Source organism: Streptomyces sp. NPDC015242, assembly GCF_043079125.1.
Taxonomy (GTDB): Bacteria; Actinomycetota; Actinomycetes; order Streptomycetales; family Streptomycetaceae; genus Streptomyces.
Map to the genome: position 1 here is coordinate 115,106 of NZ_JBIBUF010000001.1, position 15,652 is coordinate 130,757.

Sequence of the window (15,652 nt, forward strand, 5' to 3'; positions counted from 1 at the left end):
TCCTGTCCTACGGAAGCGGTCCGGGCCAAGGAGACTTCACACAACAGACCCGCTTCGAGGTGTGGGTATTGCCACACACTGACCTGCTGGTCGTCCCGCTAGTGTCTGTGCACTGCCTACAAATTCCGCGGAGGACCATCCATGGCGTTCGGCTGGATCGACGAGCAGGCGGAGCTGCGCCGCCGCGCCGGGCTCGTACGGACGCTGCGGCCCCGCCCGCCGGCTTCCCCGCTCCTGGACCTGGCGAGCAACGACTACCTGGGGCTGGCCCACCACCCGGAGGTCACCGAGGGCGCGGCCCGCGCGGCGAGGACATGGGGCGCGGGCGCCACCGGCTCCCGGCTCGTCACCGGCACCACCGAACTGCACACCGAGCTGGAACGGGAACTGGCCGAATTCTGCGGGTTCGAGGCGGCTCTGGTCTTCTCCTCCGGCTACGCCGCGAACCTCGCCGCGGTCACCGCGCTGGCGCCGCACGGCTCCCTGATCGTCTCCGACGCGGGCAACCACGCCTCGCTCATCGACGGCTGCCGGCTGGCCCGCGGCACCACGCAGGTCGTGGCGCACGCCGAGCCGGATGCCGTGCGCAAGGCGCTGGCCGGCCACGAGGGCACGGCGATCACCGTGTCCGACACGGTCTTCTCGGTCGACGGCGACGCGGCCCCGCTCGCCGGGCTCGCCGAGGCCTGCCGGGAACACGGCGCCGGGCTCGTCGTGGACGACGCCCACGGCCTGGGCGTCCTCGGCGACGGCGGCCGCGGCGCCCCGCACGCGGCCGGACTCGCGGGCGCGGACGACGTCGTCACGACCGTCACGCTGTCCAAGTCGCTCGGCAGCCAGGGCGGAGCCGTCCTGGGGCCCGCCCGGGTCGTCGACCACCTGGTCAACGCGGCCCGGACGTTCATCTTCGACACGGGCCTGGCTCCCGCCGCGGCCGGAGCGGCCCTCGCGGCCCTGCGGCTGCTGCGCCGCGAGCCCGAGCGGGCGGGCCGGGCCCGCGCGGTGGCGGACGAGCTGTACGCACGCCTGACCACCGCGGGTCTGGAAGCGGTGCGTCCGGACGCCGCGGTGGTCTCGGTGCGGGCGCCCTCTCCCGAGGACGCCGTGCGCTGGGCGGCCGGGTGCCGCGCGGCGGGCCTGGCCGTGGGCTGTTTCCGCCCGCCGTCCGTGCCGGACGGCATCTCACGGCTCAGGCTGACCGCCCGCGCGGACCTGACCGGTCAGCAGATCGAACGCGCTGTACGGCTGATCGGCGAGACGCGGCCATGAGTCGGCGTGACACGGCCGTGCGTCGCACGATGACGGACTGATCAGGAGAGGTTCACAGACGGTCGATCCCGGCCGTGAAGTCGGCCCAGCTCTGCGCGGAGAAGAGCAGGGCCGGCCCGTCCGGGGCCTTGGAATCGCGCACGGCGAGCAGTCCGGCCCAGGGCGGGGTGTCCGGACAGGCGGTCTCGACGCAGTTGTTCGCGCCGGTGCTGTAGCTGCTGCGCAACCACGGCACACCGTGCAGTTCGCTGCTTGAGGGGACATGACGAGGCAGTGCACGCATGGTGCCTCCTTACGCGCCGGCGGCTGTCCCGGCGATGAAATCCAACGAGTCCTCGGGCGAAAGGGCGTGGATCTGAAGGGCGTTGAAGGCCTCCGTGTAGGCCTGGAGGTCTTCTTTCCGTTCGAGGTAGAGGCTACTCGTCAAGTGGTCGAGAACAACCACATCCAGATCAGAAGTGCTCGAAAATGACAAGATAACGAAAGGTCCGGTCACCCCGATGTGCGCTCCGGCGGCGAACGGCAGCACCTGCAGGCGCACTTGGGGCAGCCGCGCCGCCTCGATCAGCCGCTCCAGCTGCCGGGTCATGACACCGGGCCCGCCCACCTCCCGCCGCAGCACCGCTTCGTCCAGCACGGCGCTCAGCTCCAGCGGCGGGTCCGCGCGCAGCACGTCCTGCCGGGCCAGCCGCACCTCCACCAGGGTGTCCAGCCGGTCCTCGGACAGCCCTTCCACGGCGGCCCTCGTCACCGCGCGCGCGTACTCGGGCGTCTGGAGCAGGCCCGGGACGACGGTGGTCTCCAGGGTGCGCATCGCGCCGGCCTGCGACTCCAGGCTGATGAAGTCCCGGTAGGTCGGGGGCAGCACCCCGCGGTAGGCGTGCCACCAGTGATGCCGGCCGCCGCTGTCGTCCGACCCCGCCAACACCATCAGCAATTCGCGCAGTTGGGTCTCCCGCACGCCGTAGGCGTCCAGCAGTAACCGCACATCGGCCGGTTTCACCCCGCTCGTGCCCGTCTCGATCCGGCTGACCTTGGACTGGTGCCAGCCCACCAGCCGGGCCGCCTCGCCGCTGGTGAGCCCCGCTGCGGCGCGCAGCGCGCGCAGTTCGGCGCCCAGCTTCCGGCGGCGCACCGCGGGACCGTGCTGCATGGGCTCCTCCTTACTCCTTCCGTGCCACCCACATACGGTCTCGCGTTGCAGAGTTCACCGCATCGAGCGACAGATATATGCATATCTTGGTGGATCGCCGCCCTTCGTGGGTGATTCGGTGGCAGTCTGGCGGACGAAGCACCAGTCCGGGACCGTACTCGAACCATCCGCTCCGTGTCGGACTGCGGTCCCGTGGGAAAGGGACGACGTCGCCATGGCAGACCATCTGGAAGCATCCGTCACTCTGCCGAGCGATCCGGCCTCGGTCTCCGCAGCGCGCGCCTACGTGGTGGGCACGCTGGCGGAATGGGGGCTGCCGGCGGACACGGAGGTGTCCGACACCATCCGGCTGATCGTCTCCGAACTGGCCACCAACGCCGTCCAGCACACCTTCGGCCAGTCGCCGACCTTCACCGTGGACGTCGCGCTCGACCGCGAGGAGCAGTTGCGTGTCGGCGTCACGGACAGCCACCCGCGCTTCCCCAGACGCCTGCCCGCCGCCGTCCAGCAGGACAACGGCCGCGGACTGGTCATCATCCGCTGGCTGGCCGCCGAGTGCGGCGGCCGACTCAGGATCCGCCCGACCCGTGAGGGCGGCAAGACCATCTCGATCGAACTGCCGTGGTCGATCCCGGCCCAGCCGGTGCCGACGGCGGTCCGCCGGGAGCCGTGACGGCCCTCACCGGTGCCGGGCCGAAGCCTCCCGGCGCGGTGCCGGCCCGGACAGCCCGGACGGCTGCCCCACGGTGCGCCGCAGCGGCGCGGGCACGCGCGCACCCTCCCGGGGCCCGGCCTCCGGGGCGTGCTCCACGTCCTCCTCCTCACGCGGCCCCGCCCGTCGCACGAGCCGGGGGAGCAGCCCCCACAGGCCGACGCAGACCAGGAACGTGCCCGCACTCGCGGCGAGGCCGCCGGCCCGGCCCGTGGTCACGTCGACCACCAGCAGCACCGAACCGCTGAACGCGAACACCAGGACCACCAGACCGGCGGTGGCCAGACGCGAGGAGACCTGCACGATGCGGGGCTTGGCGCCCTGCTGGAAGAGCGAGCGGTGCAGCGCGGCCGGCGCGGTGAACAGGGCCGCGGCCAGGACCGCCAGCAGCAGCGTGACGACGTAGGTGACACGCTGGACCGAGTCGAGGTCCTCGAAGCGCGAGGTGAAGGCGAGCGACAGCAGGAACGCGAACAGGATCTGTACGCCCGTCTGGGTGACGCGGAGCTCCTGGAGCAGCTCGACGAAGTTGCGGTCGGCTCGTTGCAGCGGAGTCTCGTTGCGCGCGGTGCAGGGACGGTGCTCGGCCATGGGGAGACGGGTATCCACCGGAGCCCGGGTCACGCTCCGGCGTGCGGCGGCGCGTCAGGACGCCGCCGCACGCCGGAGGATCACTTCACGCGCCCGTACCAGACGCTCTTGGTCCAGATCTTCTGCAACCGCACGACGTCCCCGCTCTTCGGCGAGTGCCAGAGCTTGTTCTTACCCGCGTAGATGCCCACGTGGTAGACGTTGCTGCCCGAGTGGAAGAACACCAGGTCTCCGGCCTTGCGGTTCTTGGCGGAGATGTGGCGCGTCTTGTTGTACTGCTGGGCAGCCGTGCGCGGGAGCTTCTTGCCCGCCTTCTTGAACGCGTACAGCGTCAGTCCGGAGCAGTCGAACCGGTGCGGCCCGGTGGCGCCGTACTTGTAGGGCGAACCCTTCTTCGAGGCCGCGATCTGGAGCGCCTTGGTCGCCGGCGTGGCAGCCGCCGCTTCGGACGAGAAGCCGGGGGCCACGATCGAGCCGCCCACGGCGGCGATGGTGAGGGCCGAGGCCGTACCGGCCCGAACCATCAGCGACGGGACACGATTGAGCGCAGTCATGCGCAACCCTTCGTCAGCCGCCTGTGAAGGATGACCTGTCGGATTCGGGCTGGCGAAGTTGCCCGGCCGCTGACGCGGCTTCACCCCAAGGGCTGCTCGGACCCGGTCATGGCGTGACCGTCCCGGCGACCCGTCGTGCTTGGGTCCTCCACTCCTGCCGATCCACTCCTGTCGACCGGTCATCCGGGCGGCGGCAGGACTCGGCGTCCGCCCGGATCGCCCCGCCGCCGTGGCGGGGGCTTGTCGTCAGACAGGGATCTTGGCGCATGGTTGTCCGGAAATCCCAACGGAACCTGGGATTTGTGTTGTTACTCACCACTCACCCGTTCGGGTGGACACGTCTGTGTTCGACCGGCTGTCCACCCCTTCGCGGACCGCCGGACCAGCGGTGGAACGCCCCATTCCGTCCCATGGCAGGCGCGTTGCGCAAGTTCGGGGGGCCGAAAAAAGGACCCCCGTCTACTCCGAACAGGGGTACGTCGTTCGGGCCGTTTCGACTCAGGCCCGGACGTCCCGGCGTCCCGGCGGGTGCCCGGGCCGCCGGGACGCCGTCAACTCGCCGCGTCGGGGGGCAGCGTGACCCGCGCCGTGCGGCGCTCGCCGTCCAGCACCCGCAGGGCCCGGGCCAGGGTGCCGGCGTGCAGTTCCGTCTCGCCCCGCTGGTGCATCACGGCCAGCGCGTCGCGCAGCGCGGTCGCCTTGCCGACCAGGGCCTGGGCGGCGCGCAGTCCGCGGTAGGTGTCGCCGTCCAGTGCGGGGTTGATCCGGCCGAGCAGGTCGACGACGTCCAGGTAACGGTCGATCAACTCGGCCTCCGCCCGCGTCAGGGCGGGCAGCGGCGGCAGTTCGGGAGGCAGCACGGATGCCTCACCGTCCCGTCGGCGCGGCCGGGCCGGACGCGCGGTCGGGCATGATCCGGTCCACCAGGCCGTACTCCACGGCGTCCTGGGCGGTGAGGATCCTGTCCCGTTCGATGTCCGCGCCGACCTGCTCCCGGCTGCGGCCGGTGTGCCGCGCGAGCAGCTCCTCCATCCGGCTCCGGACGCGGGTCAACTCGCCGGCCCGGATCGCCAGGTCGCTCGCCTGCCCCCGGACGGGCTCGGGCAGTGCGGGCTGATGGAGCACCATGCGGGCGTCCCGCAGCGCGTATCGCTTGCCCGGGGTGCCGGCCGCCAGGAGCACCGAGGCGACCGCGCCCGCCCGGCCCAGGCAGATCGTCTGCACGTCGCAGGAGACGTACTGCATCGTGTCGTGGATGGCCGCCATCGCGTGGAAGCTGCCGCCGGGGGAGTTGATGCAGAGGGAGATGTCGCGCTCCGGGGCCCGGTGCTCCAGGTACACCAACTGGGCCGTGACGTCGTTCGCCGAGGTCTCGTCCACCGGCGTTCCGAGGAAGACGATCCGCTCCTCCAGGAGCGTGGAGTACGGGTCCGTCGTCCGTGGCCCGGCCCCGGTGCGTTCGGTGAACCCGGGCAGCACGTGACGGGCGGGCGGTCGGGTCATGGCGAACCCCTCCTCGCGGGCAGGGCTGTCTCCACTGACAGCTGACTCCGTAAAAAATGTACAGGATGTACGTGACGTTATGATGGGGTCATGGCCTACGAGATTCCGGTGACGCAAGCCAGGGCTGAACTCGCCGACCTGATCAACCGCGTGGTGTACGCCGGCGAGCGCGTCGTCGTCACCCGCCACGGCAAGCCCCTCGTCGCCCTCGTCTCGGCCGATGACCTGCGGCGGCTGGAGGAGGCCCAGGAGCGTGCGGAGCCGGCCGACGAGCAGGTGATCAGCGCGGTGTCCACCGTCCGCGAGGTCGCCTCCGCCCGCGGCGAACGGCAGCGCTTCGGGATCGCGGCGCAGCACCGGGGGACCGGCCCGGCCTGACCCGCCACCGGCACGACGGAGGACCGTGCACCCCCGTCCGCTACAGCGGGGGTGCACGGTCGTTCCCGCGCGGGCCGCGTCCGCGGCCCGGCTCGTGGGGTGCCGGCTAGCCGACGGTGGACAGCTCCCGCGTGCCGGCCGCGGACGCGCGGGCCCGCTTCCGCGCCCGCAGTGGACCACCGAGCAGGACCGCGCCCAGCCCCAGGGCCGCCCACCAGGTGAGGGTCAGGGCGGGACCGGTCGCCGCCGCGCCGTCGAAGTAGGCCACCGAGCGCAGCAGGGTCGTACCCGCGCCCGGCGGCAGCCACTGGCCGATCGCGCCGGCCGGCTCGGGCAGCAGCTGCGGTGCCGACGCCGCGCCGGAGAAGGGGTTGCCGAGCAGCATCACCACGCCGCCGGCGATCCCGATGCCCGCGGGGCCCGTGAGGGCGGCGAGTCCGGCGACGGCGCCGCTGACGGCCAGGGACGACAGTCCGAGCACGGCGGCCTCCGCCCACCAGTCGCCCGTGAGGACCCCGAGCCAGCTGTGCGCGATCCCGGCCGCGGCCAGGCCCACCAGGGCGGAGGCGCCGAGCAGCGCCACCACGGCACGCGGCCCGCGCAGCCCCAGGACGGTGACGACCGCGCCCGCCACGATGCCGGCCAGTGCGAGGGGCAGGACCGAGGCGTTGAACGCGGCGCCCCGCGGATCGCCCGGCGGGGTGGCCACGACGTCGACCGTCCTGACCCGTGTGCCGTCCGCTGCGGCCTGCCGTGCCACGGCCTGCTGGAGCAGCTGGGCCACGGCCGGTCCCGCGGCGGAGGCGGTGAGCAGCACCGGTCCCTGCGGAGTGACGACGACCGCGCCGTACACCGTCCGGTCCTCGACGGCGTCCCGGGCGGCGGCCTCGTCGGCGTAGCGGTGGATCTCGAAGGCGCCGTCCTGCCCCTCCAGCCTCCGCTCCACCTGGGCCGCCGCGGCGGCCGGGCCGGCGACGCCGAGCGGCAGGTCGCGCGGTGCGGTACGGGCGGCCGGCCAGGCGAAGGCCCACAGGGCGAGGGCCGCGAGGACGGGCACGAGGACGACGACCGCGATCAACCGGCGGTCGGGGGTGTGGGACATGAGATCTCCTGCGGGCGGCGGACCGGCTGATGGGAGTCGGCGGTAAAAAGAAGGATCGTTCGTTTTGCTTTGTCACCACCGTGCTCCGCCGGGCTGCCCCTTGTCAAGAATGAATATTCGTTTTACTTTGTGGACATGGCCCGCGTGACCCAGGAACACCTCGACGCCCGCCGCCGCCAGATCCTCGACGGCGCCGCGGTCTGCTTCGCCCGCAACGGCTTCCACGCCACGTCCATGCAGGACGTGCTGAAGGAGGTCGGCCTGTCCGCGGGGGCGGTCTACCGCTACTTCAGCGGCAAGGAGGAACTCATCGGCGCGATCGTCGGCGAGGTGCTCGGCTCGGTGCGCGGTGCCTTCGAGGAGGCCTCGCGGCAGAGCCCGCCCCCACCGCCGGACGAACTCGTCGCGTCCGTCCTCGGCACGGTGTTCGCCGCCCGCGAGTCCCTGCTCCTCGACGGCAGGCCCGCGTTCCCGCGGCTCGTCATCCAGGTGTGGCCGGAGACCCTGCGCAACGAGGAGCTGGCGGCCGTCCTGCGCGAGGGCTACGGCTCCGTCCGTGCGGCCTGGGCGAAGATCGTCGAGGGCTACCAGCGGGCCGGGATGATGCGGCCCGACGTCGAGCCGGACCACGTGGCCCGCACGATGATCGCCGTCGTGCTCGGCTTCATCGCCCAGCAGTCCCTCTTCGGACCGGCCCCGGTCGAGGTCCTCCGCGACGGTCTGCGGGCGCTGACGAGCATGGGAGGCGGCCGGAGCGCACCCGAGGGGTCACAGCGTGGTTAACGTGCCCGAAACGCGGTCCAACTAGCCTGCCGTCCCACGCCACCTGGCACTTTGCCCCGTGGCCGCGGCAACCGGGCCCCGCACGGTCCGGAGCGAGGACTGTGAGGTGGGACGTGCAGCTGACCCCGCACGAGCAAGAGCGACTGCTGATCCACGTGGCGGCCGACGTGGCCGAGAAGCGCCGGGCCCGCGGGCTCAGGCTCAACCACCCCGAGGCGGTCGCCCTCATCACGTCGCACATCCTCGAAGGCGCCCGCGACGGCCGTACCGTCGCCGAACTCATGTCCTCCGGCCGCACGTTGCTCACCCGGGACGACGTCATGGAGGGGGTCCCGGAGATGATCCACGACGTCCAGGTCGAGGCCACCTTCCCGGACGGCACCAAGCTCGTCACCGTCCACGAGCCGATCGTCTGAGGAGGCCCCGATGATCCCCGGAGAGATCCTCTTCGCCGACGAGCCGGTCGCCTGCAACGAGGGCCGCGAGGTCACCCGGCTCACCGTGCTCAACGCCGCCGACCGGCCCGTCCAGGTCGGCTCCCACTACCACTTCGCCGAGGCCAACCCCGGCCTGGAGTTCGACCGGGCGGCCGCGCGCGGCAAGCGGCTGAACGTCGCCGCCGGCACGGCCGTCCGCTTCGAGCCCGGGATCCCCGTCGACGTCGAACTCGTTCCGCTCGCCGGCGCCCGTGTCGTGCCCGGTCTGCGCGGGGAGACCGGAGGTGCCCTCGATGCCTGAGATCTCGCGTGCCGCCTACGCCGACCTGTTCGGCCCGACCACCGGTGACCGGATCCGGCTCGCCGACACCGATCTGCTGGTGGAGATCGAGGAGGACCGCTCCGGCGGTCCCGGACGCGCCGGTGACGAGGCCGTGTTCGGCGGCGGCAAGGTCATCCGCGAGTCCATGGGCCAGTCCCGCGCCACGCGCGCGGAGGGCACCCCGGACACCGTGATCACCGGCGCGGTGATCATCGACCACTGGGGGATCGTCAAGGCCGACGTCGGCATCCGCGACGGGCGGATCACCGGCATCGGCAAGGCCGGGAACCCCGACACGATGGACGGCGTCCACCCGGACCTGGTCATCGGCCCGGAGACCGAGATCATCGCGGGCAACGGGCGGATCCTCACGGCCGGTGCCATCGACGCGCACGTCCATTTCATCTGCCCGCAGATCGCGGACGAGGCCCTGGCGTCGGGCGTCACGACCCTGGTCGGCGGCGGCACCGGCCCGGCCGAGGGCTCCAAGGCGACCACCGTGACCCCCGGCCCCTGGCATCTGGCCCGGATGCTGGAGGCCATGGAGGCCTACCCGCTCAACATCGGGTTCCTCGGCAAGGGCAACACCGTCTCCCACGAGGCGATGCTGTCGCAGATCCGGGGCGGGGCGCTCGGCCTGAAACTGCACGAGGACTGGGGCTCCACCCCGGCCGTCATCGACGCCTCGCTGACCGTCGCCGAGCAGACGGGCATCCAGGTCGCCATCCACACGGACACCCTCAACGAGGCCGGGTTCGTCGGCGACACCCTCGCCGCCATCGCCGGACGGGGCATCCACGCGTACCACACCGAGGGCGCGGGCGGCGGGCACGCGCCGGACATCATGACCGTCGTCTCCGAGTCCCACGTGCTGCCCAGCTCCACCAATCCGACCCGGCCCTTCACCGTCAACACCGCCGAGGAACACCTCGACATGCTGATGGTGTGCCACCACCTCAACCCGGCCGTGCCGGAGGACCTGGCGTTCGCCGAGTCCCGGATCCGCCCCTCCACCATCGGCGCGGAGGACGTGCTGCACGACCTCGGCGCGATCTCCATCATCTCCTCCGACTCGCAGGCGATGGGCCGCGTCGGCGAGGTCGTCCTGCGCACCTGGCAGACCGCCCACGTGATGAAGCGCCGGCGCGGCGCCCTGCCCGGTGACGGACGGGCCGACAACCACCGGGTGCGCCGCTACGTCGCCAAGTACACGATCAACCCCGCGCTCGCGCAGGGCCTCGCCCGCGAGATCGGGTCGGTGGAGAGCGGCAAGCTGGCCGACCTGGTGCTGTGGGAGCCCGCGTTCTTCGGCGTCAAGCCGCTCCTGGTCGTCAAGGGCGGGCAGATCGCGTACGCGCAGATGGGCGACGCGAACGCCTCCATCCCGACCCCGCAGCCGGTCCTGCCGCGGCCGATGTACGGCGCGACCGGCCGGGCCCCCGCGGCCAACTCCGTCAACTTCGTCGCGCCGCTGGCCGTCGAGGACGGGCTCCCGGAGCGTCTCGCGCTCGGCAAGCGCTTCGTGGCCATCGAGTCGACCCGCTCGGTCACCAAGGCCGACATGCGCGAGAACGACGCGCGGCCCGAGGTGCGCGTCGACCCCGACAGCTTCGCCGTGCACATCGACGGGGAGCTCGTCGAGGCGACGCCCGCGGCCGAGCTGCCCATGGCGCAGCGCTACTTCCTCTTCTGAAGGCGAGGTCGCGATGTCACGGGCGGCACTGCTCGTCCTGGCCGACGGCCGGTTCCCCGCCGGAGGCCACGCGCACTCGGGCGGGGCCGAGGAGGCCGTCAAGGCCGGGCGGATCAGCGGCGCGGCGAGCCTGGCGGCGTTCTGCCGGGGGCGGCTGCACACGGCCGGGCTGGTGTCGGCGTCCCTCGCGGCGGCCGCGGCGCTCGGCATCGACCCCGTCGCGCTGGACGGCGCGGCGGACGCCCGCACCCCCTCGCCCGCGCTGCGGGCCGCCGCGCGCAAGCTCGGACGGCAGCTCACGCGGGCCGCGCGCACCACCTGGCCGTCCGCCGAACTGGACGCGCTCGGACGCGAGTTCCCCAAGGGAGCGCATCAGCCGGTGGTCCTCGGCCTGGCGGCGCGCGCGGCAGGCCTGGGGCCGGTGGACGCGGCCTACTGCGCCGCGTACGAGAGCGTGAGCGGGCCGGCCACCGCGACGGTGCGGCTGCTGAGCCTGGACCCCTTCGACGCCACCGGCGTGCTCGCCCGGCTTGCGCCCGAGATGGACCGGGTCGCGGACCGGGCGGTGGAGGCGGCACGCCGGGTCGTCGACGAGGGCGTCGACGCGCTGCCCGCCGCGTCCGCGCCCCTGCTGGAGATCGGGGCGGAGGCGCATGCGGGGTGGCCCGTACGGCTGTTCGCCTCGTAATGACCCGGCCGACCCTCAAGGGCGCGGGGAACGGCGCGACCGGCCCCCGCCCACCACCTCCCGCGGCAAGCCCCGCCACCCCGTACCCGATCGCCCGCACTCCCGGGCCCGCCCCACCAGGAGCCGCACATGCACCTCGACCATCACCACGACGGCCCCTCCGCCGTCGGTGCCGACGCACACCGCCCCGACGGCAGCCGCCGTGCCCTGCGGATCGGCCTCGGCGGCCCCGTGGGCTCGGGGAAGACCGCCACGGTCGCCGCACTGTGCCGGGCCCTGCGTGACGAGTTGTCGCTCGCCGTCGTCACCAACGACATCTACACCCGGGAGGACGCCGAGTTCCTGCTGCGCGAGGCCGTCCTGCCGCCCGAGCGGATCACCGCCGTCGAGACCGGGGCCTGCCCGCACACCGCCATCCGGGACGACATCTCCGCCAACCTGGAGGCGGTGGAGGACCTGGAGGACGCGGTCGGCCCGCTGGACCTGATCCTCGTGGAGTCCGGCGGGGACAACCTCACCGCGACCTTCTCCAAGGGGCTCGTCGACGCGCAGATCTTCGTGATCGACGTGGCCGGTGGCGACGACATCCCGCGCAAGGGCGGACCGGGGGTCACCACCGCCGACCTGCTGGTCGTCAACAAGACCGACCTCGCCCCGTACGTCGGATCCGACCTGGCCCGCATGGCCGCCGACGCCAAGGCGCAGCGGGCGGAACTGCCGGTCGTCCTGCAGTCGTTGCGCAGCGAGGCCGGAGTGGCCGACGTCGCCGCGTGGGTACGCGAGCGGCTCGCCGCCTGGGCGGCCTGAGCGTGGGCGGCTCCGCGGGCGTGCGGTCCGTCGCCAGGATCCTGGCCCGGGACGACGGGCGGGGCGGCACCAGCCTGCCCGTGCTGGAGAGCGACGGGCCCCTGGCGCTGCGGCGCACCCGGTCCGGCGGCGGCGAGGCGCGGGTCATGCTGGTCGGTGCGATGAGCGGACCGCTCGGCGGCGACCACTTCACCGTGGAGGCCCGGGTGCAGGAGGACGCGCGGCTGTCCGTCGGATCGGCCGCCGCCACCCTCGCGCTGCCCGGGCAGGCGAAGGGCGAGGCACGCTACGACGTCCGGCTCCATGTCGCCGACCGCGCGGAACTGCACTGGCTGCCCGAGCAGTTGATCTCCGTCCACGGCAGCGACCTGTACGTCACGACGCGCGTCGACCTCGCCGCCACGGCCCGGCTCGTCCTGCGCGAGGAACATGTGCTCGGACGGTCCGGTGAGGGACCGGGACGGCTGACGAGCCGTCTGACCGTGCGGGTCGACGGGCGGGTGGTGCTCGACCAGGAACTGGCGTGCGGTCCCGGCGCGCCGGGCGGCTGGGACGGACCCGCCGTGCTGGCGGGGCACCGGGCGGTGGGACAACTCGTGGTCGTACGACCCGAGTTCGCCGCCGAACCGGTGACGGTCCTGCCCCTGGGGGAGGGGGCCTGTCTGCTGCCGCTCGCCGGGCCCGCCGCGCTGGTGTCCGCGGTGGCCCCGGACGCCCTCCGGCTGCGGCGGCTGCTCGACGAGGCGCTGGACCGTCTCGCGTAGCCGTCCGTAGAGCAGACGCGCTTCTCCGTTTATCGGATTGGCAAAATAGACCACCGCCCCCTGTTCTCCGGCACCTCGCACCCGCGAGGATCCCCCGTACTGATCGCAACTGAGCACGGGGAGGTCCCCCTTGAGGGGTACGCAACCGAAGAGGCGGGTGGCGGCGCTCGGTTCGGCCGGCGCGCTCGTCACGGCCACGCTGATAGCCGGCGCCGTCGCCGCGCCCACGGCGAACGCCAGCGCGGGCAGCGGCCCGGGCCGGGACCGCGAGGCGCGCGGCGTCGCGATCGCCGCAGACCGGGCAGCGAAGTCCGGCATCGACTGGCAGGACTGCCCCGCCGACTGGAACCTGGCCAAGCCGATCCAGTGCGGGTACGTCACCGTGCCGCTCGACTACGCCAAGCCGTACGGCAAGCAGATCAAGCTCGCCGTCGACCGGATCGGCAACACCGGCACCAAGGACGAGCGGCAGGGCGCGCTCGTCTACAACCCCGGCGGCCCCGGCGGCTCCGGACTGCGCTTCCCGGCCCGGGTCACGAGCAAGAACCCGATCTGGGCCAACGCGGCCAAGGCGTACGACTTCGTGGGCTTCGACCCGCGCGGCGTCGGCAAGTCCACGCCCATCTCCTGCGTCGACCCGCAGGAGTTCGTCAAGGCGCCCAAGATGGACCCGGTGCCCGACTCGGAGGCCGACAAGCTCGCCCAGCGCAAGCTGGCCCGCGAGTACGCAGAGGGCTGCCACGAGCGCAGCGGCTGGATGCTGCCGCACATGACCACGCCGAACACCGCGCGCGACCTGGACGTCATCCGCGCCGCCCTCGGCGAGAAGAAGCTCAACTTCCTCGGCGTCTCCTACGGCACCTACCTCGGCGCCGTCTACGGCACGCTGTTCCCGGGCCATGTGCGCCGCATGGTCGTGGACAGCGTCGTCAACCCCTCGCGCGAGAAGATCTGGTACCAGGCCAACCTGGACCAGGACGTCGCCTTCGAGGGCCGCTGGAGGGACTGGCAGGACTGGGTCGCGAAGAACGACGCGACCTACCACCTGGGCGACACCCGCGCCGAGGTCCAGGAGCAGTGGCTGAAGCTGCGCGCCACCGCGAAGAAGAGCCCGCTCGGCGGGGTCGTCGGACCGGCCGAGCTGATCTCCTTCTTCCAGAGCGCCCCGTACTACGACTCTCAGTGGGCCCCGATCGCCTCGGTGTTCAGCAAGTACGTCGCCGGGGACACCCAGGCGCTGATCGACGCGGCCGCCCCCGACCCGTCGGACACCGCGGGCAACGCCGCCTCCGAGAACGGCAACGCCGTGTACACGGCCGTGGAGTGCGCCGACGCCAAGTGGCCCACGAGCTGGCAGCGGTGGGACCGCGACAACACGCGGCTGCACCGGGACCACCCGTTCATGACCTGGGCCAACGCCTGGATGAACCTGCCCTGCGCGACCTGGCCGGTCAAGCAGCAGACGCCGCTGGACGTGAAGACCGGCAAGGGCCTGCCGCCGGTGCTGATCGTGCAGGCCGAGCGCGACGCGGCCACCCCGTACGAGGGTGCCGTCGAACTGCACCAGCGGTTCAAGGGATCGCGCCTGATCACCGAGAAGGACGCCGGCTCCCACGGCGTCACCGGTCTGGCCAACCCGTGCATCAACTCCCGGGTGGACAGCTACCTGCTCACCGGTGAGCTGGACGGCGCGGACGTGACCTGCGCGCCGCACGCGACGCCGAAGCCGTAGGCACACCGTACGGCGGTGAGGGCGGCCGGGGAACCGGCCGCCCTCACCCTTTCCGCCCCCGGCCGCCCCGGCACCGCTCCCGCCCTCCGTTCACGCACGGCGCCCGGCGAGCCAGGCGTCCTCCGCCGCGTAGTCGAAGAGGTCCGGGTAGATCCGCGCGAGGGAGGGGAACGCCTCCCGCCAGTCGCGCCCGGCCAGCCGGCGGGTCAGCTCGTCGACGGTCTCCGGGAGGCTGCCGGCGTAGGACACGACCGGCCGGTAGCCCAGCTCCCGTCCGGCCGCGGACATGTCGCACACCACGGGCCGCTCCACCGACCAGGGCGAGCTGCCCACGGACGGCGACGGGGCAGGCCCGTCGAGCAGGACGGTCTCCGTGCGCACTCCCATCACCGCGTCGATCGCCGCCCCGATCCGCGCGACCGTCGGCGGCTCGGGATCACAGGCGTTGAGGACCCGGGAGCCCGGCCGGGCCGCCGCCAGCCGGACGAGCTCGGCGATGTTGCGGGCGGCCGCGGTGTGGAACAGGCTCTCACCACGGAAGGCCAGCACCCTGCGGCGGCGGCCGTCGAGGTTCCGCTTCACGAAGTACAGCTCGCGGGGGAGCGGGCTGTGCGGGCCGTGGACCGCGCCCGCGCGCAGCAGCGTCGTCGGCAACCGGTCGCCCGCGGCCAGGAGTTCCCGCTCCAGCGCGGCCTTGCCGGTGCTGTACGTGCCCTCACCCGGCGCGACCGTCGGCTGGTCCTCGGTGATCGGCACCGGATAGCGCGGGAGGCCGCCCGGCTCGCCCATCGTGTCGAAGCCCCGGCCCTCGCCGTCCTCGTACACCGACACCGTGGAGACCACCACCGCCGAGCCGATGCGGCCGGCGAGGGCGGTCAACTGCCGCGCGTGCCGCGCGCCGTAGGCGACGATGTCGACGACGAGGTCGCAGCCGTCGCCGATCAGCGCCCCCAGGGCCGCGTCGTCCTCCCGGTCCAGCCGCTCCGCGCGTACCTCACCGGGCCAGTCCTCGTCCCGGCCGCCGCCGCGCGAGGCGGCCGTCACGGCCCAGCCGTCCCGGGCGAGCGCCGCCACCGCCGGCCGGCCGATCTGCCCGCCCGCTCCGATCACCACAGCACGTCTCATGCCGCGACCGTAGGGCGTCCCGCCGGGCCCACGGAACGT

At 73.0% G+C, this 15,652-nt stretch carries 19 protein-coding genes and 1 riboswitch; of the genes, 11 read left to right on the forward strand and 8 right to left on the reverse strand.

What is annotated here, in order from left to right; genetic code table 11:
• The first annotated feature begins 141 nt into the window (after positions 1-141).
• Positions 142-1,269 carry an 8-amino-7-oxononanoate synthase gene (locus ACF07N_RS00565; protein WP_392106555.1) on the forward strand — a complete coding sequence of 376 codons (1,128 nt, stop codon included), beginning with the start codon at positions 142-144 and terminating at the stop codon, positions 1,267-1,269.
• A 52-nt stretch (positions 1,270-1,321) separates the two neighbouring features.
• On the opposite strand, the gene ACF07N_RS00570 is transcribed toward ACF07N_RS00565, so the two are convergent.
• Both ACF07N_RS00570 and ACF07N_RS00575 read right to left on the reverse strand, forming a co-directional pair.
• Positions 1,322-1,552, reverse strand: a complete 231-nt coding sequence (locus ACF07N_RS00570; protein WP_383343354.1) for a DUF397 domain-containing protein — start codon at positions 1,550-1,552, stop codon at positions 1,322-1,324.
• Between the two features lie 9 nt (positions 1,553-1,561).
• The gene (locus ACF07N_RS00575; RefSeq protein WP_392106558.1) at positions 1,562-2,422 is read right to left on the reverse strand and encodes a helix-turn-helix domain-containing protein; all 861 of its coding nucleotides are present in this window, start codon (positions 2,420-2,422) and stop codon (positions 1,562-1,564) included.
• A 214-nt stretch (positions 2,423-2,636) separates the two neighbouring features.
• Between ACF07N_RS00575 and ACF07N_RS00580 the strand changes: the two genes are divergently transcribed.
• Positions 2,637-3,095: an ATP-binding protein gene (locus ACF07N_RS00580; protein WP_383332809.1), complete on the forward strand. Its 459-nt coding sequence runs from the start codon at positions 2,637-2,639 to the stop codon at positions 3,093-3,095.
• 6 nt (positions 3,096-3,101) lie between these two features.
• Here the strand turns inward: ACF07N_RS00580 and ACF07N_RS00585 are convergent, their stop codons facing one another.
• The 4 genes from ACF07N_RS00585 to ACF07N_RS00600 all read right to left on the reverse strand — a co-directional run bounded on the left by ACF07N_RS00585 (position 3,102) and on the right by ACF07N_RS00600 (position 5,782).
• A complete protein-coding gene (locus tag ACF07N_RS00585) occupies positions 3,102-3,725 on the reverse strand; it encodes a DUF6328 family protein (protein WP_392106561.1) in 624 nt (207 codons plus the stop codon).
• Between the two features lie 80 nt (positions 3,726-3,805).
• The gene (locus ACF07N_RS00590) at positions 3,806-4,279 is read right to left on the reverse strand and encodes a C40 family peptidase (protein WP_383332805.1); all 474 of its coding nucleotides are present in this window, start codon (positions 4,277-4,279) and stop codon (positions 3,806-3,808) included.
• Between the two features lie 3 nt (positions 4,280-4,282).
• Positions 4,283-4,495, reverse strand: a riboswitch (cyclic di-AMP (ydaO/yuaA leader).
• Positions 4,496-4,830: 335 nt separating this feature from the next.
• Entirely contained in the window at positions 4,831-5,139 is a 309-nt protein-coding gene (locus ACF07N_RS00595; RefSeq protein ID WP_383332803.1) for a hypothetical protein, read from the reverse strand.
• 7 nt (positions 5,140-5,146) lie between these two features.
• On the reverse strand, positions 5,147-5,782 hold the full coding sequence (locus ACF07N_RS00600) for an ATP-dependent Clp protease proteolytic subunit (RefSeq protein ID WP_392106566.1): 636 nt from the start codon (positions 5,780-5,782) through the stop codon (positions 5,147-5,149).
• 90 nt (positions 5,783-5,872) lie between these two features.
• On the opposite strand from ACF07N_RS00600, the gene ACF07N_RS00605 reads away from it, so the two are divergent.
• Positions 5,873-6,160, forward strand: coding sequence for a type II toxin-antitoxin system Phd/YefM family antitoxin (locus tag ACF07N_RS00605; protein ID WP_383343345.1), 288 nt, complete (start codon positions 5,873-5,875; stop codon positions 6,158-6,160).
• A 106-nt stretch (positions 6,161-6,266) separates the two neighbouring features.
• Here the strand turns inward: ACF07N_RS00605 and ACF07N_RS00610 are convergent, their stop codons facing one another.
• Positions 6,267-7,262, reverse strand: coding sequence for an ABC transporter permease (locus ACF07N_RS00610; RefSeq protein ID WP_392106569.1), 996 nt, complete (start codon positions 7,260-7,262; stop codon positions 6,267-6,269).
• Between the two features lie 135 nt (positions 7,263-7,397).
• Between ACF07N_RS00610 and ACF07N_RS00615 the strand changes: the two genes are divergently transcribed.
• The 8 genes from ACF07N_RS00615 (at position 7,398) to ACF07N_RS00650 (ending at position 14,488) form a co-directional block, all read left to right on the forward strand.
• On the forward strand, positions 7,398-8,045 hold the full coding sequence (locus tag ACF07N_RS00615; RefSeq protein ID WP_392106572.1) for a TetR/AcrR family transcriptional regulator: 648 nt from the start codon (positions 7,398-7,400) through the stop codon (positions 8,043-8,045).
• A 113-nt stretch (positions 8,046-8,158) separates the two neighbouring features.
• Positions 8,159-8,461: an urease subunit gamma gene (locus ACF07N_RS00620; RefSeq protein WP_010041087.1), complete on the forward strand. Its 303-nt coding sequence runs from the start codon at positions 8,159-8,161 to the stop codon at positions 8,459-8,461.
• Positions 8,462-8,471: 10 nt separating this feature from the next.
• Positions 8,472-8,783: an urease subunit beta gene (locus ACF07N_RS00625; RefSeq protein WP_392106577.1), complete on the forward strand. Its 312-nt coding sequence runs from the start codon at positions 8,472-8,474 to the stop codon at positions 8,781-8,783.
• Entirely contained in the window at positions 8,776-10,497 is a 1,722-nt protein-coding gene (locus ACF07N_RS00630; RefSeq protein ID WP_392106580.1) for an urease subunit alpha, read from the forward strand. Before ACF07N_RS00625 ends, ACF07N_RS00630 begins: the two co-directional genes overlap by 8 nt.
• A 13-nt stretch (positions 10,498-10,510) precedes the next feature.
• Positions 10,511-11,185: an urease accessory protein UreF gene (locus tag ACF07N_RS00635; protein WP_383332789.1), complete on the forward strand. Its 675-nt coding sequence runs from the start codon at positions 10,511-10,513 to the stop codon at positions 11,183-11,185.
• Positions 11,186-11,314: 129 nt separating this feature from the next.
• Positions 11,315-11,992, forward strand: coding sequence for an urease accessory protein UreG (ureG, locus tag ACF07N_RS00640; protein WP_383332787.1), 678 nt, complete (start codon positions 11,315-11,317; stop codon positions 11,990-11,992).
• Positions 11,956-12,756, forward strand: coding sequence for an urease accessory protein UreD (locus tag ACF07N_RS00645; protein ID WP_392106585.1), 801 nt, complete (start codon positions 11,956-11,958; stop codon positions 12,754-12,756). Before ureG ends, ACF07N_RS00645 begins: the two co-directional genes overlap by 37 nt.
• Positions 12,757-12,886: 130 nt before the next feature.
• A complete protein-coding gene (locus ACF07N_RS00650) occupies positions 12,887-14,488 on the forward strand; it encodes an alpha/beta hydrolase (RefSeq protein ID WP_392106588.1) in 1,602 nt (533 codons plus the stop codon).
• Positions 14,489-14,578: 90 nt separating this feature from the next.
• Here ACF07N_RS00650 and ACF07N_RS00655 read toward each other — a convergent pair whose 3' ends face one another.
• Positions 14,579-15,613, reverse strand: a complete 1,035-nt coding sequence (locus tag ACF07N_RS00655; protein WP_392106591.1) for an NAD-dependent epimerase/dehydratase family protein — start codon at positions 15,611-15,613, stop codon at positions 14,579-14,581.
• Between the last annotated feature and the right edge of the window lie 39 nt (positions 15,614-15,652).